A 23,592-nucleotide genomic window follows, 5' to 3' on the forward strand; every position below is an offset into this window, starting at 1 on the left:
GGAATTTTATTAAAACGAAATTCCCAGCTTCTATATTATTTCAAATTTAAATATCTATTTATGGCTTTCTCTTTCATATTCTTCAATATGATCAAATTCAGGATAATGTTTTCTGGCTTTGGACCACATCAGATAAATAGCCGGAATTACAAAAAGTGTCAAAGCCAATGAGAAAATAGTTCCTCCAACAATTACAACTCCCATCCCGATTCTACTGGTAGAAGCAGCTCCAAGAGACATTGCAATTGGTAATGCTCCTAAAGCAATTGCCAAACTGGTCATTAAAATAGGACGTAAACGTGCTTCTGACGCTTCCAGAATAGCTTCTAGTTTTGGTTTTCCCTGTTCTCGTAACTGATTGGCAAATTCTACAATCAAAATACCATTTTTAGTTACCAGACCAATAAGCATTACGGTACCGATCTGACTAAATATATTCCAGGTTTGATTGAATAACCATAATGAAAATAAAGCTCCCGCAACTGCCATTGGCACGGTTAAAATAATAATCAACGGATCGATAAAACTCTCAAACTGCGCTGCAAGAATTAAAAATATTAATAATAAAGCCAATCCAAAAGCAAAAGAAGTATTCGAACTGCTTTCGACAAAATCTCGTGATTCTCCACTTAAATCGGTGGTAAAACTCTGATCCAAAACTTTAGCTTTAATTCGATCCATTTCCTGAATACCATCGCTAATACTTTTGCCTGGAGCTAAACCTGCAGAAACTGTAGCCGACATGTATCTGTTATTATGATACAATTGCGGCGGATTACTTTGTTCTTCGACTTTTACAACATTATCCATCTGAATCAGCTGCCCCGATTTGTTTCGCACAAACATTGAGGTTAAATCCAATGGTTTCGAACGGTCTTTTTGATCAAACTGACCAATTACCTGATATTGTTTTCCGTTTTTAATGAAATATCCAAAACGTTGTCCGCTTAGCGAAAGCTGTAAAGTTTGTGCAATATCCATAATTGATATTCCTAAACTTTCTGCCTTTTCACGATCAATACTTACATTGATTTCGGGTTTATTAAATTTTAAATTAACATCCGAAGTCGAGAAAATATCACTTTTACCTACTTCATTCATAAAAACAGGAATTTTTTCTCTTAGTTTTTCAAAATTTGGAGCCTGAATGATGTACTGAATTGGTAAACCTCCACGTCTGTTCACGGCGATTGTAGGCTGCTGAATGACAGATGTTTTGGCATCCGGATATTTTTTAGTCCATTTGGTTAATTGATCAGCAATTTCTTTTTGAGACTTGGTTCTTTCACTGGGTTCTTTCAGCGAAAGCCTGATAAAACCTGAATTTGTTGCAGAACCTCCGGAACCTCCCGCGGTAATAACCAGACTTACTTTTTTCTCCGGGATAGAATCATCTACCAGTCTTGACATTTCCTGCATAAAACGATTGGTATATTCATAAGAAGAACCTTCAGGAGTAGTCATACGCATTGTTACAGAACTACGGTCATCATAAGGAGCAGTTTCTTTTGGAAGTATGGTAAAAAATAAATAAATCAACCCAAAACAAGCAATAAGAATAGGGAAGGAGATCCATTTTTTATTCATAAAACGGCTCAATGAGTCAGCATATCCGCTATTTAATTTTTCGAAAAAAGGTTCGGTTTTAATGTAGAACTTTGATTTTTTCTGTTCTCCGCCTTTCATCAAATAAGCATTCAGCATTGGTGTTAATGTCAGGGATACAAAGGCCGAAATTAAAACCGCGGCCCCAATTACGACTCCAAATTCCCGAAAGAGTCGGCCTACGAATCCTTCTAAGAAAATTACGGGCAAAAATACGGCAGCGAGCGTTACTGAAATTGAAATTACAGCATAGAAAATTTCATTAGAACCTTTAATAGCCGCTTCAATTGGCGACATTCCTTCTTCGACTTTCTTGAAGATATTTTCTGTTACAACAATTCCGTCATCAACCACAAGACCGGTGGCTAAAACAATAGCCAAAAGCGTTAGTACATTAATGGAAAATCCAAAAAGCCACATGATAAAAAATGTAGCAATTAAAGACACCGGAATATCTATTAAAGGTCTGAAGGCAATGGCCCAATCCCTAAAAAACAGATAAATAATGATAATTACCAAAATAATCGAAATTCCTAAGGTTTCAGCTACTTCAAGTACCGATTTTTTTACGAAAAGAGTATTGTCAAGTGCAATATTTAGCTTGATATCCTTTGGAAGATCCTTTTTTAATGCGTCATATTTTTTGTAAAATTCTTTTGAAATATCAAGATAATTGGCTCCCGGCATTGGCACAATGGCCATACCAATCATTGGAAGTCCAGAAGATGTTAAGGAAGTCTCGATATTTTCAGGACCTAATTCAGCACCGCCAACATCGTTCAAACGAACAATTTTATCTCCGTCTGTTCGAATGATAATATTATTAAATTCTTCCGGTTTTGAAAGATTTCCAATTGTTTTTACAGTCAATTCGGTATTGTTTCCGGTTAATTTTCCGGAAGGCAATTCTACGTTTTGTGCGTTCAATGCGTCCCGAACGTCAGAAACCGTACAGTTATATGCATTTAATTTTACCGGATCAATCCACAAACGCATAGCATAACGTTTTTGTCCCCAAATCTGAACACCACTCACTCCAGGAATTGTTTCTAAACGCTGTGAAATAACATTTTCAGCATAATCACTTAATTCCAAGGCACTTCGGCTATCACTTTGTACTGTCATCGAAATAATAGATTCGCTGTCAGCATCGGCTTTAGAAACTACCGGTGGCGCATCAATATCCTGTGGCAGACTTCTAACAGCTTGCGAAACTTTATCGCGGACATCGTTTGCAGCTTCTTCAAGATCTTTGTCCAGATTAAATTCTATGGTAATATTACTGCTTCCCTGATTACTTGAGGATGTGATGTTTCGAATCCCGTCAATTGCATTTACCGCTTTTTCAAGAGGTTCTGTAATTTGTGATTCAATAATGTCAGAATTGGCTCCTGTATAATTCGTTCTAATGGAAACCTGCGCAGGGTCGATCGAAGGAAATTCGCGAACACCCAAAAAAGTATAACCAATGAAACCGAACAGAATAATCAGAAGATTCAGTACAATGGTTAAAACAGGTCTTTTTATACTAGTAGTTGATAAGCTCATGATGAGATTTTATATTTTAGAGTTCAGATTTTAGATTTTAGAAAATAGAATAAAGAAAATAGAAATAAGACTTGATGCTTAAAACCTATAACTCAGATCTAACTCATAACCCACAACTCTTAACTTAAAATTATTTTTTTATTTTGACTTTTATTGGTGCCTCATTTTTTAATGACATTACGCCACTGGTAATTAAGGTGTCTCCGGCTTTTAATCCTGATAAAATCAAAATCGAAGCATCAGTTCTTGTAGTAGCATCCACCATGACTTCTTTGGCTTTGCCCATATTGGCGATGTATACTTTTTTACCGCTTTGTACCGGAACAATAGCTTCTGTAGGCACTACAATCGCATCTTTGATAATATTTAAGGGTAATTTTACATCCGCAAAAGTTCCCGGAAAAAGTTTTCCATCCATGTTATCAGCAATAGCGCGAATTTTTAAGGTACGTGTTGCTACTTCAACTTCTGGCTCGATGGCATAAATTTTTGCATTGTATACTTTTTCAGATCCCGAAACCGAAAAATCGATTGTTGATCCTGATTTTACTTGCGAAGCATATTTTTCAGGAATAGAAAATGTGATTTTTAATTTTCCTGTATTTACTAATTTGGCTACTAAAACGGTTGGAGTAATGTAGGTTCCTGGCGATATAGAACGTAAACCAATTTTGCCAGAGAAAGGTGCTTTTACAGCCGTTTTTGCAATTTGCGCTCTTATCAATTGGGTTTGTGCTTTCATCGAAGCATAGTCAGCATTAGCAACATCAAATTCTTCCTGACTGATAGCTTCTTTCTGTAATAGCAATTTTGCTCTTCTTTCGTTTTCACCCGCGAGGCCTTCTTTGGTTACAGCCTGTCTTAATTGAGCTTTAAGTTCGATATCATTTACCTTAAACAGAACCTGACCTTTATTTACGAAACTACCTTCAGTAAAATAAATCCCTTCAACAATTCCCGAAACTTCACTATGAATTTCTATTTGTTCATTTGCTTCAATAGATCCTGAAAGTGATAAGTTATTATCGAAAGTGGCAGTTTTTACTATAATTCCCGTTACTGTGGTAGGTTTATCTTTGTCTCCAAAATTTTTAGATTCGTCATTCTTCTTTTTATTCGAAACTATTCTGTAGGTGATAAATCCTCCGATGCATATAATCAGCAGGGCATAAATAAGGTTTTTTACTTTCATAAAATTGAGGTAAATGTTTTTTGGGTATGTGTTTTTAGTAAGCCAACAAAATTAACTTTTTGAAACGAAAACAAAAGATGTTGTGTTTTATTTAACACTTGTATAATGTTAATTTTAAATGTCTTTTAACAGCTTTGTTCCTTTCTTTTTTGTAATTAGATATGCTTTTCGGAAAAAGGTTTAATGAGTTTGAATTTATTTTGAGGTTTTAATCTTTAAGATTAGATAATCTATTCCTGATTTAATCAAAGTTTGTAGCATTTTATATAATAAATGACTTCATTTTAAAGGAGTTAGAGATCTTAAAGCGTAAGAATATTTTTAGAAATCCCAATTTTTAAAATCCCAAATTTCAAATTTTTGTTCTAAAAAAAACTCAGAAACTTAGCACCTCAGAACCTTAGTCCCTTTCCTAGCTAATATAATTCCAAATATTCTTTTTCTTGGTCAGCTCTATGAAAACGGCTTTTAAAACGGCATGTTCCGGTTTTTGTAATGGACCGTCTTCTTTTAAGATTTTCATGGCGTAGTTTCTGGCTAAGCCTAAAATATCCCGGTCACGAACAATATCAGCAATTTGAAGGTTTAAAACACCGCTTTGTTGTGTTCCCATTAAATCTCCCGGTCCGCGTAGTTTAAGATCTACTTCGGCAATTTCGAAACCATCATTGGTTTGTACCATGGTTTGCATTCGGGTTTTACTGTCATCGCTTAATTTATGGCTTGTCATTAAAATGCAATAACTTTGTTCAGCACCACGCCCCACGCGGCCACGCAATTGATGCAGCTGAGACAATCCAAAACGTTCTGCACTTTCAATAATCATTACACTGGCGTTTGGTACGTTTACACCAACTTCAATTACAGTTGTTGCAACCATAATATTGGTTTTTCCTTCAGAGAAACGTTTCATTTCAGCATCTTTATCTGCCGGTTTCATTTTTCCGTGTAAGATAGAAATCGAATATTGAGGCAATGGAAAATCACGAGATATACTTTCGTAACCGTCCATTAAATCCTTGTAATCCATTTTTTCGGATTCCTGAATCAGCGGATAAACAATATATATTTGTCTTCCCAGCGCGATTTCGTCTCTTAGGAATTTCCACACTTTCAATCGGTTACTATCAAAACGATGTACGGTTTGAATAGGTTTTCTGCCGGGAGGCAATTCATCAATTACCGAAATATCAAGATCGCCGTACAAACTCATCGCCAAAGTTCTCGGAATAGGAGTGGCAGTCATCACCAGAACGTGCGGCGGAATATCATTTTTCTTCCACAATTTCGATCTTTGTTCTACGCCAAAACGGTGCTGTTCATCAATTACAGCCAAACCTAAATTCTGGAATTTTACTTTATCTTCAAGCAAAGCATGTGTGCCAATTATAATATGTAAACTTCCGTTTTCGAGTTCCTCGTGGATGATTCTTCGTGCTGCTATTTTAGTCGAGCCCGTTAATATTTTTATGTTAAGATTTAAGGTTTGAGCCAACTCAGATAATCCAATAAAATGCTGATTGGCGAGGATTTCCGTTGGCGCCATAAGGCAAGCCTGAAAACCGTTATCAATAGCCAAAAGCATACTTAAAAAAGCGACAATGGTTTTTCCTGAACCCACATCTCCTTGTAGTAATCGGTTCATTTGGGCATTACTTCCCATGTCTGAACGAATTTCTTTTACTACTCTTTTCTGGGCATTTGTGAGTTGAAACGGCAAATGATTCTGGTAAAAATCATTAAAAAGTTCACCCACTTTTGTAAATGGATGTCCTTTTATTTTGTGTTTCCTAATTAGATTTTTGGTAATCAATTGCAATTGAATAAAGAATAGTTCTTCAAATTTCAATCTAAATTGGGCTTTCGCCAAAGCATCAGTGCTTTTAGGAAAATGAATGTTGAATAAAGCGGCTCTTTTTGGGATTAATTTTAATTCTTCGATTAAATAAGGCGGAAAAGTTTCTGTGAATAGCGCCTGCGTTTCAAGAAACAATTGCTCCATCATTTTATTGATCGTTCGGTTTGAAATTCCTCTGTTGGTCAGCGTTTCAGTCGACGGATAAACGGGCTGCATAGCAGAGCGAAGGCTTTTTTCATGTTCGCTCAACAATTCAATTTCCGGATGCGCCATACTGAACTGACTTCCGTAAAGTGAACATTTACCAAAAATTACACAAACCTCATTTATTTTTAAACTCTCCCGAATCCATTTATGTCCCTGAAACCAGTTTAAGTCGATTTGCCCTGTATCATCCACGAAAGTGGCCACCAGACGCTTTTTGTTTTTAGCAAATTCAACGGTTTTTATATTGATGATTTTACCAATAATCTGTACTTCGGCACCAGTATTCTGTAGTTCGTTAATCTTATAATAACGTGTTCTGTCAATATACCTGTTAGGAAAAAAATTAACTAAATCCCTGTATTTATGAATGCCCAATTCCTTACGAAGCAATTGGCCACGACTAGGACCAACACCTTTTAAGTATTCTATTGGGGTTTCAAGGAGATTATTAGACATTAATTATTTTAGATTTTAGATTACTGATTTTAGAATAGTGAACAAAGACGAAATCTATATTCTATTATCTTTCTTTTCAGAAAAGCGAAGATAGTTTTTTGTTGGGAAAATTAAAAATAAGAGAATTTAAAGTATAGAAAATAATATCTTTGAAAAAATAATATTCAAAAAATGACAACACATTTAGCACTTTTACGCGCCATCAACGTTTCTGGTCACAATATGATAAAAATGGAAGCTTTGAAAACCATGCTGGAAAATATTGGCTTTACAAATGTGCGCACTTATTTGCAATCCGGAAATGTTTTTGTCGATACCGAGGAAGAAAGTGCTTCTAAAGTTGGTTTTCTAATCAAACAGGAAATTTTTAAGATATTTGGACATGAAGTTTATACCATTGTCATTAAAAAAGAAGATTTAGAACTGTGTTTTAAAAACAGCCCTTTTTTAAAAGAAAAAGAGGTGGATACCAAAAAACTATACGTTGCTTTTGCTTCGGTGGAATTAAAAAAGGAGAATATAAACGATCTGAAAATTAGTCAGTTTAAGCCGGATGAAGCCAGTATTGACGGAAACAGGATTTTTATTAAATATGCCGTTGGTGCCGGAAAAACAAGATTGGAAGGTAAATATATCGAGAAAAAACTGAATGTTATTGTAACAATGCGAAATTGGAATACTATTACGAATTTGCTGAATATGTATTCAGAATAGTTTTAAAATTAGAAAATTTTCTAATGTCGCAATTGGCGCATTAATCCCTTAACCATTTTTGCATTGCAGGAAAAGCTTCTTTGCCTTCTTTAAGTGCACGATCTTTACTGAGCGTAATTCCAATCCATTCTAAAAATGGTAATCCAATATAATTTTCATCATTAAAATTAGAAATAAACCATTCCGATGCATTTTTATAACCGTTAGGATGAAACACAAATTCAAGCGGTAATTGCAAATGATTTACAGCCGCAAATGACCATAAAATCGCACCAATTTCTTCAGCCTGAGTGGGCCATTCCGGTGACATTTCGCTTGTGCCAACTTTATTTCTTTCAGAAGATGTGGTAACTGCTAAGTGTCCCGCTTCGTGCAAAATATCACCAGGATATAATAATTTATCGTAATCAACATAAATGCAATTTGGTCCCAGGCTTAATCCGGGTAAAAAACTTTCGTTTACTTCTTTTTCAATGACATCAATTCCTATGTCATTGAGAAATTGTAAAACCTTTTTTATTTCGCAACTAATTTCTTTTACAGGCATATTATGGTTTAATGAAATTAATATTTGGATTAAAACTGAATTCTAAATTTAATAAAAAATAAATTATTTATCGACAGCTATTATTGGAGCTTTTTTTAAGAATATAGTATCACAATTATGAACAGCTCCTTTTCTGATTCCACCACCAAACGGATTGAATAATTCGATCGATTTTTTTTCGTAGCCTTCTTTATAAATTGCTTCATTTACCATTAACGGAGGTGCTTCGTAACCAACAAAAGTAAACTCAGAATAACGCAATTCTTTTAATTGAAAATAACCTTTTATGTCCGTTAGATTTTCTCCAACGTTACAGTTTTCAATTGGCTTTCTGGTGATCGAATCATAAATATATCCAGTAATTTGGGGCCTTTTACATCGGCTTACCAAACAACTCTGGCAAACAAATGTTATAGTTAATACTAATATAAGTATACAAAACTTTTTAAAATAGAGTAATTTCATCTTTGTTAAATAAGGTCACAATACCAAAATCCATAATCAAAAGCATCGCTGGCACTTGTATCACAAGCCGTATCAGAAGAATTTTCATTTTTGGGCTTTTCGTATTTACGATAAACAATTTCTCCAATTTCAAATTGAATAGGTGCTGAAAAAATCGGACCATCAAAAGTAAAAGTATGAAATTCTCCATTTTCACCGCAAACGTCTACATTATCCGGTAAATCGTCAATAAATTTATGATCGATAATTCGACCAACAAAACTTTTATCAAGATAACGTTCGTTTACACAAACCACAATTGTTTTAAACCCTAACGAAATAAATTCCTGGATTAAATCCTGAGTTGGAATTTTCCAAAGCGGAAAAACGCCTTCAAAACCCATTTTCGCTAACTGGTTTTCGCGGTATTGCCGTAAATCTTCTAAGAAAATATCGCCAAAAACAGAATGCCTAATTCCTTCATTTTTTAATTCGATTAAAGTCTCAGTCATCACATTTTCGTATACTTCCATTGTTGGCACTTCAGGAATCTGCATGATTTTAAGAGGCAAACCAATGCTTTTTGCCTGTGATTCTAATAATTCGACGCGAACGCCGTGCATAGAAATTCGCTGAAATTGCTGACTCACGCTAGTAAGTAAAAATTCAATTTTAAAATCAGGATTTTGTAATGTTTTATATAATGCCAAAGCAGAGTCTTTTCCACTGCTCCAGTTAAATAAGGCTTTTTTGATTGTTGACACGCTGCTGTAATTTTCTAAGGTAAACATACAAATTTCATTCGATTTGTTGATGAAACCTTTGTAACTTTGGGATTTCGCCTTCAAATTTATTTTAATGAAATACATCTTTCTTTTTATCACCAGTTTCGTTTTTGCACAACAAACCCAATTTGTCGATTTTAAATCGGTTAACGGACAATTAAAATTAAATGCCACAGAAAAATCGGTTTCTGGAATTGTAGATTACCGATTTGAGGTTTTAAAACCTATTGATACCATTAAAATCGATGCCAAAAACATGGAGTTTTCTCATGTTCAGCTTAATAATAAAGAGGTTGTTTTTAGTAACACCGGTAAGGAATTACAGATTGTGAATAATTTTCAGAAAGGAGAAAACCGCTTAACTTTCGAATATTCGGTGAAGCCAAAGCAGGCTTTGTATTTTATAAATATTGACAATACAGAAACTCAAATCTGGACACAAGGCCAAGGAAGATATACCAGCAATTGGTTTCCGAGTTTTGACGATGTGAACGAAAAAGTTATTTTTAGTCTTGGCATTACTTATGACAAAGAGTATCAGGTTGTTTCGAACGGAGTTTTAAAAGAAAAGAAACCTGAGGTAAATTCAATTTATTGGCAATATCAAATGGAAAAGCCAATGAGTTCTTATTTATTGATGTTGGCCATTGGAAAATATGATAAAAAAGAATTTAAAGCAAAATCTAAAATTCCGCTAGAATATTATTTTGAGAATAAGGATGCCAGTCGTTTTGAGCCTACTTACAGATATTCAAAACGTATTTTTGATTTTTTAGAGAAAGAAATAGGAGTAAAGTATCCCTGGGAAATTTACAGAGAAATTCCAGTTCGTGATTTCTTGTATGCCGGTATGGAAAATACCACCACAACACTTTTTGCAACGCGTTACGTTGTTGATTCGATAGGTTTTACAGATCGTAATTATACGAATGTTGATGCTCACGAGTTAGCACATCACTGGTTTGGAGATTTAATTACAGCCGAAAGCAGTACACATCACTGGCTTCAGGAAGGTTTTGCAACGTACTACGCAGCAATGGCTGAAAGGGAAATTTATGGAGATGATTTTTTTTATTCGAAATTGTATGAAACGGCACAACAGATAAAATTTGCTTCAAGAACTGATTCTGTTCCGGTTTTGAATGCCAAAGCGAGTTCATTGACTTTTTACGAAAAAGGTGCGTGGGCTTTGTTTGTTTTGCATGAATCTATTGGCGATAAAGCCTTTAAAAAAGCAGTGAAAAGTTACTTAAGTAAATACGCTTATCAAACTGTAAATACACAAAATTTCTTTGACGAAATAAAAAAAGTTTCCGATTTTGATTTGGATAAATTCCAGAAAACCTGGTTAGAATCTACAGCTTTTGATACGCCAACAGCGAATGCTTTATTAAGCAAAAACAAAGCAATTCAGATTCGTTTAGAAATTGATAAATTAAAAAAAACGCCCCTGCCGGAAAAAATAGAGTTCTTAAGAAAAACTTTAGCCTCTAATATTTATGAAGCTGTAAAAGAAGCAATTGTAAATCAAATAGAAACTGAAAAGTACGAAGCTAAAAAAGAACTCTTGCTAATCGCTTTACAAACCAATAATGTGCAAGTGCGTCAAGCTGTTGCAGGATCATTGTCGAAAATTCCGGAAGATTTTAGAACAAATTACGAAAGTTTACTAGATGATAAATCCTATCAAACACAGGAAATTGCTCTGTTTTATTTATGGAAAAACTTCCCGGATCATCGAACAGACTATTTAAACAAATCTAAAAACTGGATTGGTTTCAACGATTTTAATCTTAGAACATTATGGCTTTCATTGGCATTATCAACTCCGGATTATAGCCAGAATCCTGATGTTTTAGCCAATGAATTAATTTCATTTTCATCTACAAAATACGAGGCAACAACACGACAAAATGCACTTGAAAAGCTTATTGCCTTTAAAATAATTAACGATCAGGTTTTAAGTAACTTAGTTAATTCTACTACACATTATATGTGGCAATTTTCAAAATACGGAAGAGATACAATACGCGTTTTATTAAAAAATTCAGAGATGCGTGCTTCGTTTGAAAGAATTTTGCCTAATTTGACCCCTGAAGAACAATTTCAGTTGAATCGTTTGTTGAAAGAATAGAATATAGATTATAGAAGAAAGAGAATAGAGTAAAGAGCAAATAAAATAGATTTTTGCGCGTAGCTTTTAGTCTTTTTTCTATATTCTATATTTCTCAAAAAAAAATCCAAAAACAAAACCTACAATAATATTTATGAGAGCATTGGTTATTTCTGGTGGAGGAAGTAAAGGCGCGTTTGCCGGTGGTGTAGCGCAATATTTAATAGAAGAAAAAAATCATGAATACGATTTGTTTCTGGGAACTTCTACAGGAAGTCTACTTATCCCGCATTTAGCTTTAGGACATATTAAACAAATTCACTCTATTTATACTAATGTCACAATGGGAAGTATTTTTAATATTTGTCCTTTTGTAGTTAAAACCAAGGATGGGGTTGACATTGTAACTATAAATCACTTCAATGTACTGCGTCAGTTTTTTAAAGGAAAGAGGACTTTTGGAGAGAGTAAAGGACTTAAGAAATATATTAGAAACAATTTCTCCTTATCCGATTTTAATAAATTAAAGAAGTTAAAAAATGATGTTGTCATTACGGTAACCAATTTTACCCGAAATGAATCTGAATATAAATCGATTAAAGATTGTACTTACGAAGAGTTTTGTGATTGGTCTTGGATTTCAAGTAATTACGTTCCGTTTATGAGTTTGGTAGAGAAAGACAACTTTGAATATGGCGACGGAGGATTTTCCAGTCTGGTGCCAATTCGTGAAGCGATTAACCGTGGTGCGACTGAAATTGATGTAATTATTCTGGAAACCGAAGTCAATATGAATAAGACCGTTATTGGTAAAAATCCATTTTCGTTGATGATCGATTTGTTTAGAATTGCGCTTGATCAGGTTGAAAAACACGATATTGCTATAGGAAAGCTGATGGCAAATAATAAAAATGTGAAACTTAACTTATATTACACTCCAACAAAACTAACAGATAATGCCTTGATTTTTAATAAGGAAGTAATGAAAGAATGGTGGGAGCAAGGTTATGAATATGCTCAGAATAAGTCCGAAGTTATGAGTGATAATAGGTAATTTTAGCTTGACAATGATTTATGATAATATCTTTTGACCTTGATGACACTTTAATCTCAAATAAGTTTGAAGCAGAAAAATCAAATTGGTTTCATCAATTTTTGGGTGCCGAAAGTTTGCGAAAAGGAACGATAAATTTGTTTAAAGAATTAAAAAAACAAAATCATAAAATTTATATTTACACCACTTCGTACAGAAGTGAATCCAGGATAAAATGGATGTTTTATTCTTACGGAATATCTGTTGATTTTATAATAAACCAGCAAAAGCATCAAAAGAAGCTTCGTAAAAAAGATGTTTATTGCTCAAAATTTCCTCCGATATTTAATATTGATATTCATGTCGATGACTCAATTGGTGTTGAAAGAGAAGGTGAAAAATATGGTTTTAAAACTATCATCATTTCTGAAACTGATGATAATTGGACTGAGACAATTTTGAAAGAAATAAATTTAAAAATACAATAGTATATAGGCAAAATCTTGAAAAACATGAAAAACATAATTGTATTCTTTCTTTTCTTTTTTGCATTAAATGCATTCTGTCAGAATAAAATATGCAGAAGTGCTATTTGGGATAATTCGGAATTATTTCAAATAAATAAAGTAGACAAGTATACAAATTATAATTTTTCAAGTTTGTGGAATGCAACTGAAAACAATGCTGTTTATGGTGTTATAGGAGATAATTATCAAAGAATATTCATAAAGTTTACATCCGTTAAAAGAAACGAAAAAGATAAAACAGAATATATTGTTCATGGAAAGTCAAGTGTCAAATCGAATATTTGTGATTTTACAGGGACAATAACCATCATAAAAATACAAGAACTTAAAAAGCCAAAATTTGGCGTTGATGATGAATATAAAAATGCGGGTATAAAAAGTCAGGGATTACTGACTGCTAGTTATAAATTTGTTGAAAATAAAAAACAAAAAAATACGGTTGAATTTCAGGGGAAACTACAAACCATATTTTATATTGATCAACATAATTTGGTCAAATACAATGACATTGGAAGTTACAGAGATAACTATTTTAATAATGCATTTGTTGGTATATGGAAATCTAATACTACCGGAAAAGATAAAATTTGCAACTGGGGAGATTATAGAGTTCCCAATGTAAATTGCGATTTTGATAGTGGAGCGGGAGAACTCAGTATCTCTCAAAAATACTTAAAAAATGGATGGAATGTTAAGCCAAAACAAAACTGGTGGAAATAAAAACAATTGCAGAGTTCAGATTTTAGATTGACAAAGCATAATCTAAAATCTGAATTCTAAAATTAAAATTCTACCACAATTCTGAAACCTCATTTTTAATATAGGCTAAAGCAGCATTACTTGGTGATTGTTTCTCTAACAAATCATTCAAAATTACTTCGCGCAATTTATCACCGCTGTCTACACGATCGCTCATGGCAGCTTTTCGGATGATTTGTATGGTAGAGTTTTTAGCTGTTGCAATAATCGTCCAGCATTCATCAGACATATAAATTTGCTGCGTTAGATTGTGTTCGAATTCCTGTTCGATCTGGTCGATTAGAAAGTTTTCGTAATCGTGTTTTTCGTTTGATATTGGCGCAATTCTGATCAATAATTTTGTCAGATTGATACGTTCCAAATATAGAGTCATGCGTTCGTAAGCCTGTAAGCGTATTGGTAAAGACTGTTTTTGATATTCTCTATTCAATAAAAAAGCACGTTTTTTATCATTGTTTTTGATGTGCAATTCAAAAAAACGGTATGCTACAAATCCGGTAACAATGGCAGGTAAAGTATAACTGGCTAATTCTATAATTCTATTAAAATCCATTTGGTTCAAATTTTCAACAAAAATATACTTTTTGGGGAGAAATCCACTTTAAAATTATTGTAATAAATAAAAATGGAATTCTATTTTTGTAGAGATTTTTTAAAACCGCCTGAAACACAATAATAATGGATTCATACATCATATTTTTTCTTTGTTTGGCTGCATTTGCAGCCGGATTTATTGATGCAATTGTTGGCGGAGGAGGATTGATTCAAACTCCAATGGGATTGATTTTATTACCCAATTTACCCGTTTCGACAGTTATAGGCACTTTGAAAATTCCTGCCTTCAGCGGAACAGCTTTTGCAGCTTTTCAATACATGAAAAAAGTAGTAATTCAATGGAAGCTGCTTTTGATCATGATGTGTCTGGCAGTTCCTTCGGCATTTTTAGGATCTACTATATTAACATTAGTTAGTAATGATTTTATGAAACCGCTTTTATTGGTCGTTTTATCCTTATTATTTGTTTACACCTACGCGAAAAAGAATTTTGGTCAACATGTAGCCAAAGATCATTCTGCAACAACACAAATAATTTATGCTGTGGTAATTAGTATAATTGTCGGTTTTTATGATGGATTTATTGGGCCGGGAACGGGAAGTTTTTTTGTGGTTGCTTTTATTGCTCTTTTAGGCTTTGACTTCCTGCACGCATCTGCGAACGCTAAAATGGTAAATTTGGCAACGAATTTTGGTTCGATTTGTTTGTTTATGATCAAAGGAAAAATCATTTGGTCAATTGCAATTCCAATGGCAATCAGCAACGGATTTGGCGGATGGCTGGGTGCTAAGCTAGCCATTAATAAAGGAAATGGTTTTATCAGGATTTTCTTTTTGATTGTGGTTGTAGGTACGTTGATTCGATTTGCTTATGATGTTTTTTATAAATAGCTTTTTACCATATAAGTGATATAAGAAATTATAAGCTTTATCTTCAATGTAGTTATCAAATATTTAAAACATATAAAAAACTAATAGTTTAATAAGAATTAAATTTTTCATTTTTGATGTTTTTATCTTAATTACAATTTTATTAAAGTATATTTGCAAAATAATGACACTTAATGTATCATAAAATGATAGAAATAGTTGAAAATTACGAGAATTACGTTAATAATTTACCTGAGTTAATTGGGAAATCATACTACAAGGCTGAGTTTTTCATGCAAAAATTAGGCTTAAAACATGCAACTTATTACAGGAAATTGAGATCACGAAGTTTTACTCATCAAGAAGTAAAATTAATTACAACTTTATTATTCCCTGAAGAGATATTGATGCAAGAATTCCAAAAAAGCGAAGAAGATATAAAAGCAGGCAGAATTGTCGACTATTCTGATTTTAAAGAAAAGTTACGAACTAAGTATAATATCTAGATCTATAGGGTTTCGTTTATTATCCCAGAATAAAACTACATAAATTATCTCTTGTTCAATTTTGTAAAATAAATACACTTCATTTGAAACTAAAAATTTTCTATAAGAAGTTGTTTTATACTTTGAACCAATATGACTATTTTTTTGAATCATATCCAATACTGAAATAGAACTTTTAGAGAAGGAAGCTACTTTGGTTTCTGAATATTTATTAACTATTTCAAAGTAAGTTTTCTCAGCGTTTTGTGTAAGTACTATTTTCATTATATTATCTGAGAAACAAATATAATATTATTTATTTTATTAGAGAATTTTCTTTCAAAACAATCTAATCCCATTTTTTAATTAAGCAGTCTTTACATATATTTATATGATGTAAAAATTGAATTTAGATCATTTATAGAGTAAAAAAAAATATTCACAAAGCCAATTGTTTCTAATTTAGCCCCGATAGAGGCGGTATCCTCGTAGTGAAACGGAGAGATATAGCCGAAAGCGGGAACTATGTTTCTTAAAAAGCCAATTGCCGTGCTCCTTATAATGTGACGGCAATTGGCTTGAATTATGTATTGTTTTTTCTCTAAATTTTCATCGTTTTGATAACTGCAACTTTATCATGGGCATGTATTTTTACAAAATACAAACCTGAAGTTAAAGATGTAAAATCAATTTTAAGATTGTTATTACTGTATGTATTGCTTAATAAAAGCTGTCCAGCTAAATTGTAAACTTCTACCTTGGTTATTTCTTCACTATTCGATATTGTATAAAAATCTCTTACAGGATTTGGATAGGTTACTAAATTGGGAAGTTCGTGTTTTTTAGTGTCTAAAGTAGCAGAATAAACGGTGACGGGTAATCTGTAGCTGCTTTCTGTGCCATTAATGGTTTGCGATGCATAATAGGTCATTCCGTTGACCAATAAGGTAGATGGAGGAAGTACAGTTTCAGGAAGATTGGTTTCTTTTTTTGTAATAGTATTATTTATACCACAAGCGCTCTGAACGGCGTACCAATTGATATTACTTCCTTCAATTTTAAGATCGGCCAAAGTTTGTCCGTTTGTAAAAGGCTGAAATACTTCGCCAGCAGGATTTGGATTTGAAGGTGTATTTGATGTTTTATAGCGAACGATACCATTTTTATTGACGTCTCCAATGTTAGTAATATAGCCATAAAACAATACATCTTCGCAATTTTGAATTTCAAAGTCGTTGGTAGTATTGTAGTCTACAGTGTTTAGCAATGTTCCTTCTGAACTAAAAGTTAATTTTTTTGTTGAGCTTGAAGTTAAAAATAAACTGATTTCGCCGTTTTCGTAGTAATTAAATTTATTGAAATTTCCCTTGGCAAAGGAATAAGATGTAAACGAAGGATCTGTAGAACCGTCAGAGTTTAATCTGGTTAGCAAAAGGTTGTTGTTTATTGCCAATATTTTACCATCACTTAGTTCTTTTATTCTATGCAGGAGTAAATTACCTGATTTAAAAGAGGAATCTGTAGTTCCGTTTTCGTTTAATTTTAAAACCGGAAAATATGTATAATCATATGTATTCTGTAAAAAAGAAATTAAGACTTTATTATCAGATAATGTAGTGATTTTTATTGGTTTGTGGAAAAAACTGGCCTTGTAATTGGTATCTAAAGAACCATCTGAATTAAGCTGAATGACATTGTATGAATAGTAATTTCCTATTTTTTTTGTAAAAAGACCGCTTTCTCCTATAATTAAAAATTTTCCGTTATTTAAAATTTTTATATCTTTTATAACAGCTGTTCCAATATTATCAAAAGTATTATCTTTTGGACTGAAATTGAAACTATTATCGATGCTTCCGTCATTATTTAATCGAATGATACTTGTTCCTTTACCATTTGCTGAAATACCGCCGTTGTGGAGTAAGATTATCTTTCCATCATTTTGCGGAATGATGGTGTAGTCGCTTTGTGATATTTCGGCATTTATTTTTACGGCGGGATCTAAAGTAAAAGTAGGGTCAAATTCTCCGCTTTGAGTAATTCGGCATATATTTCGGGCTGGTTTATCATTATAAGTGGAAAAATCTCCGGCTAATAAAATTTTTTGATCCAACAGTGTTTTTGCAGTAAATGGATATGAGGTTTTACTGTTTTGCTCATCAAAAAATAAATTTGGGCCTGAATGCGGATTGAATGTGAAATCGAAACTTCCGTCAGCATTTATTCTATGAATTCTTGATCTTGTTATTCCATCATTATTTTTATAATTACCGGTAACGACTATTTTATTCCCTTGAAAGAATAATTTACCTTCTGTGTAGAATAAAGGGGCAGAGTTTGAATAATTAAAAGTAGTATCTGTTGTTCCATCGGTATTTAAACGAATTAAAGCGGGACCACTTTTTGCAAGGAGGATAATTTTATTGTCGCTTTGCAAATATACCCTGGTTAGATTTGGAGTCTGACTGTCGAATTTTTTAAAAGATGTATCTCTTGTACCATCAGAATTCAAGCGTACTATTTGGTAAGAAAAGGTTTTGCCATTTTCTACAAAATTACATCCAACAGCTATTATTTTTCCGTCGGGCTGTACTGCTATATCCTCAATTAAGCTATTGTTATCGGTTTCAAAACCATTAGTGACATATTTCTGCACAGGATCAATCGTGGTCTTTACTTTAAAGCTGGGATCATTTTTTCCGGTAGCAAGATAGCGGTATATAGTAGTTCGGCTTGTGGTAACTGATTTCCCATCACTTAATAGTATTAACTTATTACCTCCTGATTCTAATTTGAAAGTAGAATCAAGACTTCCGTCCGGATTTAAACGTATCATACCTCCCGTGTAAACATCATTTGTCATATCAAATGCACCATTAATAATAAGCTTTCCGTCATCCTGATAAATTATATTTTTTACCTGTACAGGATTATTATTAACATTTTTTAAAGTAGTAGTAGGAAAAACGGAATTAAGGGTTCCATTTGCATTGAAGGCTCTTACTATGCCACCATATGCAAGTGTGATAAACGCACCATCTGATTTGGCAATTATTTGAATTTCGTTTACTGAATAAGAATCAGTGGTATTAAATGTTCTAACAGGGCTTCCGTCAGGATTTAAAAGCATTGCATTATATCTGCTGCCACTTTCAAAAACAGTTAGAATTTTATTGTCAGGAAGAACAACAGCATCATAACCAATATTTTGTTGGTATATTCCTGTATCCTTGACATTAAAGGTAGGATCAAGCTCTGGATTTTGAGCAAATAATTTAAAACTAAGTAGAAAGAATAAAAAGTAGTTTTTTTTCATAAATTGTTTTTAGAATTGTATTCAAAATTAAGTTTTTATTCTAATTAATCTTATGTTTTGTGTAAAATTTTTGGGTTATTGTCAGCTCGTTAAAACATTGGTATTTTTTAAGATAAATTCTAAAACAGCTTTGTTGCAGCTTTGAAGAGATTAAATTTTTTGGGTTTAAAGTTGCTTCTTTGGTGTTAGTTTATTCATTCATAAATTCTTATTTTTGCAGTAATTATGGAGAAAAATTTCATGCAAAAATACATTGACCAGCTCAATGAAGCACAGAGACAGCCTGTTTTGAAGAAAGACGGGCCAATGATTATTATCGCTGGTGCAGGTTCAGGAAAAACCCGTGTTTTAACTATTAGAATTGCTTATTTGATGGCGCAGGGTGTTGATGCTTTCAATATTTTGTCTCTTACGTTTACGAACAAAGCTGCTCGTGAGATGAAACACAGGATTTCGGATATTGTGGGTGCATCTGAAGCAAAAAATCTTTGGATGGGAACTTTTCACTCGATTTTTGCCCGTATTCTTCGAGCAGAATCAGATCATTTGGGATATCCGTCTAATTTTACGATTTATGATTCTCAGGATTCAGCAAGATTGATTTCTTCTATTATTAAAGAAATGCAGCTCGATCGTGATATCTATAAACCAAAACAGATTTTGGGTCGTATTTCCAGTTATAAAAATAGTTTGATAACGGTAAAGGCCTATTTTAATAATCCTGAATTGGTAGAGGCCGATGCAATGGCAAAACGACCGCGTTTAGGAGAAATTTATCAGCAATATGTTGAGCGCTGTTTTAAGGCAGGAGCAATGGATTTTGATGATTTATTGTTGAAAACCAATGAATTATTAACCCGTTTTCCAGAAGTTTTATCAAAGTACCAAAACCGTTTTCGTTATATACTGGTTGATGAGTACCAGGATACGAATCACTCTCAGTATTTGATTGTTAGGGCTTTATCTGATAAATTTCAGAATATTTGCGTGGTAGGTGATGATGCACAGAGTATTTATGCTTTCCGAGGGGCGAATATTAATAATATTTTGAATTTCCAGAAAGATTATGAAGGCGTAATCATGTTTCGTCTGGAGCAAAATTACCGTTCGACAAGAAATATTGTTGAAGCGGCAAATACTGTAATGGAACATAACAAGACCAAACTGGATAAAGTAGTTTGGACAGCCAATGATTTTGGACAAAAAATAAAAGTGCATCGCAGTTTGACCGATGCCGAAGAAGGTCGTTTTGTAGCAAGTACCATTTTTGAGCAAAAAATGATGAATCAGCTGCATAATGGTTCTTTTGCTATTTTGTATCGTACAAATGCACAATCCCGTGCAATGGAGGATGCTTTGCGTAAAAGAGATATTCCTTATCGTATTTATGGTGGATTATCATTTTACCAACGTAAGGAAATTAAAGATGTTTTGTGTTATTTACGTTTGGTTATTAATCCAAAAGATGAAGAAGCACTAGTTCGTGTGATCAATTATCCAGCTCGTGGAATTGGAGATACAACGGTTGAAAAACTAACAATCGCTGCCAATCATTACAAACGTTCGATTTGGGAAGTGATGGTGAATATTGATAAAATCGATTTAAAATTAAACACAGGAACAAAGAATAAAATCAATGATTTTGTTACGATGATTCAGAGTTTTCAGGTGATTGATCAAAATCAGGATGCTTTTTATATCACGGATTATGTGGCTAAAAAAACCGGATTGGTTCAGGAATTAAAAAAAGATGCCACTCCGGAAGGAATGGCTAAGATTCAGAATATCGAAGAACTTTTAAACGGTTTAAAAGATTTTACTGAAGGACAAAAAGAAATTGATGGAGCAAGAGGAGCTTTATCTGAATTTATGGAAGATGTAGCGCTTGCAACTGATTTAGATAAAGATACATCTGATGAAGATCGCGTGGCATTAATGACGATTCACCTAGCAAAAGGACTGGAATTTCCTCATGTTTTTGTAGTAGGTATGGAAGAAGATTTGTTTCCAAGTGCGATGAGTATGAGTACCAGAAGCGAATTAGAAGAAGAACGTCGTTTATTTTACGTAGCTTTAACTCGTGCAGAACATCAGGCTTATTTAACTTATGCGCAATCGCGCTACCGTTGGGGGAAATTGACAGATAGCGAACCATCTCGTTTTATTGAAGAAATTGACGGACAATATTTGGAATATTTAACGCCAGCCGAAACAAATTATCGTTACAAATCACCTATTGACGGGGATATTTTTGGAGATATCGATAAATCGAAGTTAAGACTGGCAAAACCTATTGGATCAACGCCGCCGAAACACGTTACGGACAATCAGCCAAAACCTGATTTGAACATTCGTAAATTAAAACCTGTTGCCGGTAATAATCCTAGTAGTGCTGCACCTAATTTATTCGATAATTCCTTAACTATTGGAAACGTCGTGATGCACGAACGTTTTGGAAAGGGTGAAGTGGTGAATTTAGAAGGTGTTGGAGCTGATAAAAAAGCCGAAATAAAATTTGAAGTTGGTGGAATCAAGAAATTGTTGCTAAGATTTGCTAAATTAGATGTTATTGGTTAAAAAAAAGAATTTCAGGTTGCTCTGCTTTGAACATAATTTAAACGCAAAGTTTAAAAGACAGTACTTAAAAACGTAAAACTTTGCGCTCTTAGCGTAAATCCTTGCGAACTTTGCGGTTAAGAATAAAGATGTAGACGTGAAACCCGAAACAAAATAAACCTGAAACAATTAAAAAACAAAAATTAAAAAATGGCTGAGTTCATAAAAATATATCCAGATAAACCCAGTGAAGCTGCTATTGCCAAAGTCGTCAAAGTACTTCAAAATGGAGGTTTAGTTATTTATCCAACAGATACCGTATATGGTTTAGGTTGTGATATTACCAATTCGCGTGCTTTAGAAAAAATTGCCAAAATAAAAGGAGTGAAATTAGAGAAAGCGAATTTCTCCTTTATTTGTCATGATTTGAGTAATCTTTCAGACTATGTACGTCAGATCGATACGGCTACATTTAAGATTTTAAAAAGAGCATTACCAGGCCCTTACACTTTTATTTTGCCGGGAAATAATAATTTACCAAAAGAGTTTAAAAAGAAAACCACTGTAGGTATTCGTGTTCCGGATAACAATATTGCATTAGAAATTGTTCGTCAACTAGGAAATCCTATTGTTTCAACTTCTATTCGTGATGAAGATGATGTAATAGAATATACTACAGATCCGGAATTGATTTTTGAAAAATGGCAAAATATTGTTGATCTTGTTATCGATGGAGGTTACGGAGACAATGTAGGTTCGACGATTATAGATTTATCGGAACATGAACCTGTTATAATACGAGAAGGAAAAGGAGATATAGATATTTTGTAAGAATAATTTATAAAATATTTAGGATAATATAAAAAGGTTTGGTTAATTAGCTAAAAATTAACCAAACCTTTTATTTTTATGAAAAAACTTTATCTTTTTGCGTTTCTGTTTGCATCTATTACTATATTTTCACAAAACATTTTAAAAGGTAAAATTTCTGGCAAGGATAATATTCCGCTCGAAGGTGTAAATATTTACTTTGACGGAACTACAATTTCAACAATTTCAGATGCAAGCGGAAATTTTAGCATTAAGTATGAACCCACTGCAAATAATATTTTAGCGATAAGTTTCATGGGATATCAAACAGAATATCTTACAGGACTTGATGCTTCTAAACCATTAAATGTTAGCCTTGCAGTTTCCGAAAATGAACTTAAAGAAGTAGTCATCACTAAGAATGAATTGTTTACCAGAGAACAGAAGCTAAAATTGTTTAGAGAATACTTTTTGGGTAAAACAAAGAATTCAAAATCTTGTGTGATAAAAAACGAATCAGATCTTCGTTTTAAATACGACAAAGAAAAACTAATTTTCACCGCCTCATCAGATAAACCTCTAACAATTGTAAATGAATCTTTAGGTTATAAAATTGATTTTGAATTAGTAGTTTTTGAAATTGCCTTTAGTAAATTAAGTATTAGTTCTAAAGATGTTATCAAAAACTTCTACGGAGGTGTAAGTAGATTTGAAGACATTGATAATTCAGTCGCAGTTTTGGAACGAAGAGAAAAAACCTTTCAAGGCTCACAAATGCAGTTTTTTAGAAATTTTGCTAAGAAAGATTGGGGAATAAAGAAATTTTTATTGCTTAATGATGATAATAGCATAGATCCTCTTACACGTTTTAAAATTACTCAAGAGGAAGATTTTGTAAAAGTTGAAATTTTGCCACAGCCAAAAGGAGAAATTAAAAATGGAAATCTAAAAGATATTTTTGCTGCTTATAATATTGCATTTAAAAGAACAGAGGAGTCAAAGATTACTTTTCAAACGGATAACTTCTATATTTATAAGTACGGAAATAATTCAAATATTGAGAGTATACTTTTTTCGGGTAAAATTTCAGAAAAGAAAGTAGGAGATATGTTGCCACTAAATTACGGGATTAATTAAATTACCGGGCAATAAGAAATAGTAATTATTTGCTATTTGTAAAAAAAAACTGAAATCGAATAATATTATAAAATA

The 23,592-nt window shown here is 33.1% G+C and carries 19 protein-coding genes; 10 read left to right on the forward strand and 9 right to left on the reverse strand.

Translation table 11 applies throughout. The annotated features are described in order from the left end of the window. Window positions 1-54: 54 nt before the first annotated feature. The 3 genes from B0M43_RS16985 to recG all read right to left on the reverse strand — a co-directional run bounded on the left by B0M43_RS16985 (window position 55) and on the right by recG (window position 6,866). Entirely contained in the window at window positions 55-3,153 is a 3,099-nt protein-coding gene (locus B0M43_RS16985) for an efflux RND transporter permease subunit (RefSeq protein ID WP_078007177.1), read from the reverse strand. 130 nt (window positions 3,154-3,283) lie between these two features. Next, window positions 3,284-4,345 (reverse strand): efflux RND transporter periplasmic adaptor subunit, encoded by a 1,062-nt coding sequence (locus tag B0M43_RS16990; protein WP_078007176.1) that lies wholly within the window; start codon window positions 4,343-4,345, stop codon window positions 3,284-3,286. Between the two features lie 412 nt (window positions 4,346-4,757). After that, complete coding sequence (gene recG / locus B0M43_RS16995; protein ID WP_078007175.1) at window positions 4,758-6,866, reverse strand: ATP-dependent DNA helicase RecG; 2,109 nt, start codon at window positions 6,864-6,866, stop codon at window positions 4,758-4,760. A 171-nt stretch (window positions 6,867-7,037) separates the two neighbouring features. Between recG and B0M43_RS17000 the strand changes: the two genes are divergently transcribed. Further along, a complete protein-coding gene (locus tag B0M43_RS17000) occupies window positions 7,038-7,580 on the forward strand; it encodes a DUF1697 domain-containing protein (protein ID WP_078007174.1) in 543 nt (180 codons plus the stop codon). A gap of 40 nt (window positions 7,581-7,620) precedes the next feature. Here the strand turns inward: B0M43_RS17000 and B0M43_RS17005 are convergent, their stop codons facing one another. From B0M43_RS17005 to B0M43_RS17015, 3 genes are all read right to left on the reverse strand, one after another. Beyond that, the gene (locus B0M43_RS17005) at window positions 7,621-8,127 is read right to left on the reverse strand and encodes a hypothetical protein (protein WP_078007173.1); all 507 of its coding nucleotides are present in this window, start codon (window positions 8,125-8,127) and stop codon (window positions 7,621-7,623) included. A 63-nt stretch (window positions 8,128-8,190) separates the two neighbouring features. Next, window positions 8,191-8,592 (reverse strand): hypothetical protein, encoded by a 402-nt coding sequence (locus B0M43_RS17010; RefSeq protein WP_078007172.1) that lies wholly within the window; start codon window positions 8,590-8,592, stop codon window positions 8,191-8,193. Window positions 8,593-8,597: 5 nt separating this feature from the next. Further along, the gene (locus B0M43_RS17015) at window positions 8,598-9,362 is read right to left on the reverse strand and encodes a diphthine--ammonia ligase (protein ID WP_078007171.1); all 765 of its coding nucleotides are present in this window, start codon (window positions 9,360-9,362) and stop codon (window positions 8,598-8,600) included. A gap of 67 nt (window positions 9,363-9,429) precedes the next feature. On the opposite strand from B0M43_RS17015, the gene B0M43_RS17020 reads away from it, so the two are divergent. From B0M43_RS17020 to B0M43_RS17035, 4 genes are all read left to right on the forward strand, one after another. Further along, window positions 9,430-11,490: a M1 family metallopeptidase gene (locus B0M43_RS17020; RefSeq protein ID WP_078007170.1), complete on the forward strand. Its 2,061-nt coding sequence runs from the start codon at window positions 9,430-9,432 to the stop codon at window positions 11,488-11,490. Between the two features lie 133 nt (window positions 11,491-11,623). Continuing rightward, window positions 11,624-12,523 carry a patatin family protein gene (locus B0M43_RS17025; protein ID WP_065450075.1) on the forward strand — a complete coding sequence of 300 codons (900 nt, stop codon included), beginning with the start codon at window positions 11,624-11,626 and terminating at the stop codon, window positions 12,521-12,523. Between the two features lie 20 nt (window positions 12,524-12,543). Continuing rightward, complete coding sequence (locus B0M43_RS17030; RefSeq protein WP_078007169.1) at window positions 12,544-12,990, forward strand: HAD family hydrolase; 447 nt, start codon at window positions 12,544-12,546, stop codon at window positions 12,988-12,990. A gap of 24 nt (window positions 12,991-13,014) precedes the next feature. After that, a complete protein-coding gene (locus tag B0M43_RS17035) occupies window positions 13,015-13,749 on the forward strand; it encodes a hypothetical protein (protein ID WP_078007168.1) in 735 nt (244 codons plus the stop codon). A 70-nt stretch (window positions 13,750-13,819) separates the two neighbouring features. Here B0M43_RS17035 and B0M43_RS17040 read toward each other — a convergent pair whose 3' ends face one another. Beyond that, window positions 13,820-14,341 (reverse strand): hypothetical protein, encoded by a 522-nt coding sequence (locus B0M43_RS17040; RefSeq protein WP_065450078.1) that lies wholly within the window; start codon window positions 14,339-14,341, stop codon window positions 13,820-13,822. 125 nt (window positions 14,342-14,466) lie between these two features. Here B0M43_RS17040 and B0M43_RS17045 point away from each other — a divergent pair, with 125 nt between their 5' ends. Both B0M43_RS17045 and B0M43_RS17050 read left to right on the forward strand, forming a co-directional pair. Then, a complete protein-coding gene (locus B0M43_RS17045; RefSeq protein WP_078007167.1) occupies window positions 14,467-15,234 on the forward strand; it encodes a TSUP family transporter in 768 nt (255 codons plus the stop codon). 185 nt (window positions 15,235-15,419) lie between these two features. Beyond that, window positions 15,420-15,719: a hypothetical protein gene (locus B0M43_RS17050; RefSeq protein WP_078007586.1), complete on the forward strand. Its 300-nt coding sequence runs from the start codon at window positions 15,420-15,422 to the stop codon at window positions 15,717-15,719. Here B0M43_RS17050 and B0M43_RS17055 read toward each other — a convergent pair. Together B0M43_RS17055 and B0M43_RS17060 are read right to left on the reverse strand one after the other, a co-directional pair. Beyond that, window positions 15,696-15,983, reverse strand: coding sequence for a type II toxin-antitoxin system RelE/ParE family toxin (locus B0M43_RS17055; protein ID WP_078007166.1), 288 nt, complete (start codon window positions 15,981-15,983; stop codon window positions 15,696-15,698). The genes B0M43_RS17050 and B0M43_RS17055 overlap by 24 nt on opposite strands. 316 nt (window positions 15,984-16,299) lie before the next feature. Further along, the gene (locus B0M43_RS17060; RefSeq protein ID WP_078007165.1) at window positions 16,300-19,014 is read right to left on the reverse strand and encodes a T9SS type A sorting domain-containing protein; all 2,715 of its coding nucleotides are present in this window, start codon (window positions 19,012-19,014) and stop codon (window positions 16,300-16,302) included. 240 nt (window positions 19,015-19,254) lie between these two features. Here B0M43_RS17060 and B0M43_RS17065 point away from each other — a divergent pair, with 240 nt between their 5' ends. The 3 genes from B0M43_RS17065 to B0M43_RS17075 all read left to right on the forward strand — a co-directional run bounded on the left by B0M43_RS17065 (window position 19,255) and on the right by B0M43_RS17075 (window position 23,517). Beyond that, window positions 19,255-21,591, forward strand: a complete 2,337-nt coding sequence (locus B0M43_RS17065) for an ATP-dependent helicase (RefSeq protein WP_078007164.1) — start codon at window positions 19,255-19,257, stop codon at window positions 21,589-21,591. Between the two features lie 189 nt (window positions 21,592-21,780). Next, window positions 21,781-22,401: an L-threonylcarbamoyladenylate synthase gene (locus B0M43_RS17070; protein WP_065450082.1), complete on the forward strand. Its 621-nt coding sequence runs from the start codon at window positions 21,781-21,783 to the stop codon at window positions 22,399-22,401. A gap of 78 nt (window positions 22,402-22,479) precedes the next feature. After that, the gene (locus B0M43_RS17075) at window positions 22,480-23,517 is read left to right on the forward strand and encodes a carboxypeptidase-like regulatory domain-containing protein (RefSeq protein ID WP_078007163.1); all 1,038 of its coding nucleotides are present in this window, start codon (window positions 22,480-22,482) and stop codon (window positions 23,515-23,517) included. The last annotated feature ends 75 nt before the right edge of the window (window positions 23,518-23,592 follow it).

The sequence above is a fragment of the Flavobacterium sp. KBS0721 genome (assembly GCF_002007065.3).
Lineage (GTDB): Bacteria > Bacteroidota > Bacteroidia > Flavobacteriales > Flavobacteriaceae > Flavobacterium > Flavobacterium piscis.

Excerpts from the sequence above, each read along its gene's own strand:
- B0M43_RS16985 (WP_078007177.1), bottom strand. The coding sequence starts at position 3,153 with ATGAGCTTATCAACTACTAGTATAAAAAGACCTGTTTTAACCATTGTA.
- B0M43_RS16990 (WP_078007176.1), bottom strand. The coding sequence starts at position 4,345 with ATGAAAGTAAAAAACCTTATTTATGCCCTGCTGATTATATGCATCGGA.
- recG (WP_078007175.1), bottom strand. The coding sequence starts at position 6,866 with ATGTCTAATAATCTCCTTGAAACCCCAATAGAATACTTAAAAGGTGTT.
- B0M43_RS17000 (WP_078007174.1), top strand. The coding sequence starts at position 7,038 with ATGACAACACATTTAGCACTTTTACGCGCCATCAACGTTTCTGGTCAC.
- B0M43_RS17005 (WP_078007173.1), bottom strand. The coding sequence starts at position 8,127 with ATGCCTGTAAAAGAAATTAGTTGCGAAATAAAAAAGGTTTTACAATTT.
- B0M43_RS17010 (WP_078007172.1), bottom strand. The coding sequence starts at position 8,592 with ATGAAATTACTCTATTTTAAAAAGTTTTGTATACTTATATTAGTATTA.
- B0M43_RS17015 (WP_078007171.1), bottom strand. The coding sequence starts at position 9,362 with ATGTTTACCTTAGAAAATTACAGCAGCGTGTCAACAATCAAAAAAGCC.
- B0M43_RS17020 (WP_078007170.1), top strand. The coding sequence starts at position 9,430 with ATGAAATACATCTTTCTTTTTATCACCAGTTTCGTTTTTGCACAACAA.
- B0M43_RS17025 (WP_065450075.1), top strand. The coding sequence starts at position 11,624 with ATGAGAGCATTGGTTATTTCTGGTGGAGGAAGTAAAGGCGCGTTTGCC.
- B0M43_RS17030 (WP_078007169.1), top strand. The coding sequence starts at position 12,544 with ATGATAATATCTTTTGACCTTGATGACACTTTAATCTCAAATAAGTTT.
- B0M43_RS17035 (WP_078007168.1), top strand. The coding sequence starts at position 13,015 with ATGAAAAACATAATTGTATTCTTTCTTTTCTTTTTTGCATTAAATGCA.
- B0M43_RS17040 (WP_065450078.1), bottom strand. The coding sequence starts at position 14,341 with ATGGATTTTAATAGAATTATAGAATTAGCCAGTTATACTTTACCTGCC.
- B0M43_RS17045 (WP_078007167.1), top strand. The coding sequence starts at position 14,467 with ATGGATTCATACATCATATTTTTTCTTTGTTTGGCTGCATTTGCAGCC.
- B0M43_RS17050 (WP_078007586.1), top strand. The coding sequence starts at position 15,420 with ATGATAGAAATAGTTGAAAATTACGAGAATTACGTTAATAATTTACCT.
- B0M43_RS17055 (WP_078007166.1), bottom strand. The coding sequence starts at position 15,983 with ATGAAAATAGTACTTACACAAAACGCTGAGAAAACTTACTTTGAAATA.
- B0M43_RS17060 (WP_078007165.1), bottom strand. The coding sequence starts at position 19,014 with ATGAAAAAAAACTACTTTTTATTCTTTCTACTTAGTTTTAAATTATTT.
- B0M43_RS17065 (WP_078007164.1), top strand. The coding sequence starts at position 19,255 with ATGCAAAAATACATTGACCAGCTCAATGAAGCACAGAGACAGCCTGTT.
- B0M43_RS17070 (WP_065450082.1), top strand. The coding sequence starts at position 21,781 with ATGGCTGAGTTCATAAAAATATATCCAGATAAACCCAGTGAAGCTGCT.
- B0M43_RS17075 (WP_078007163.1), top strand. The coding sequence starts at position 22,480 with ATGAAAAAACTTTATCTTTTTGCGTTTCTGTTTGCATCTATTACTATA.